The following is a 742-nucleotide window of genomic DNA, read 5'->3' on the forward strand; positions in this document are numbered from 1 at the left end:
GGTCATTGGCGATGCCACTTATATCGAGAACGCACCAACAAAACGCGCGTTATCAGTGCGAAGGCGTCGGATGCCTCGCTCATCATTCCAAAGCGGTGACGTTCGCGATAAAATCTCACTTGTTCTAGTGCCTCGCCGCTTGCACGCTCGCCGGCCTGCGCGCGCCAAGATGGGCCACCTCTTCAGCAAATGCAGTCCTGTCCGCTTCCATCTTGCGGATGCGGATTCGCGTGAAGGTGCGTCTCAGGCTCGTCGAAGAGCACGACGGATTTTCTTGTCGTATGTGCCACCAGGGAGGCGATCGCATGCATCGTGATTTTGTGACCTGTACTCCATCCGAGAAAGCTTGAACGGGGATCGGCACCCAGCAGAGCCTGTCGATCCGTCCCGGCAACATCGGCAAACGACGCGTCGGCGAGCAGCTGAGGCCACGCCGGCCCGATCAAAGTCGGGGGGTTTCCCTCTACCTGATAGTAGAGGTGATACAGCGTAATGAAGGAATGATCTTTCCATCGATCCTGCTGCAGCGCGAACTTTGTTGCAAAACTCTGCACGCCGTGGCGGCTCGGGGGCAGACGCTAATGGCCATCGGCGACCTCACTTCCGCGTCGGTCGCCGTGCTGGTTTAGTTGGCTCCCCCTATCCAGTAGCCCGTCCAGAAGCTGTTCGCGGTTCACGTTAGGGTTTGCCGATGCAATTCCAAGCAGCTCGCATACAACCTCTCTGGCTAGCTCTCTGGCAC

The 742-nt window shown here is 58.1% G+C and carries 1 protein-coding gene; it reads right to left on the minus strand.

Annotated elements, in window-relative coordinates:
* Positions 1-182: 182 nt before the first annotated feature.
* Positions 183-554, minus strand: a complete 372-nt coding sequence (locus EOA24_RS39955) for a hypothetical protein (RefSeq protein ID WP_127410926.1) — start codon at positions 552-554, stop codon at positions 183-185.
* Positions 555-742: the final 188 nt, after the last annotated feature.

This window comes from Mesorhizobium sp. M2A.F.Ca.ET.039.01.1.1 (genome assembly GCF_003998035.1).
Classification (GTDB): Bacteria; Pseudomonadota; Alphaproteobacteria; order Rhizobiales; family Rhizobiaceae; genus Mesorhizobium.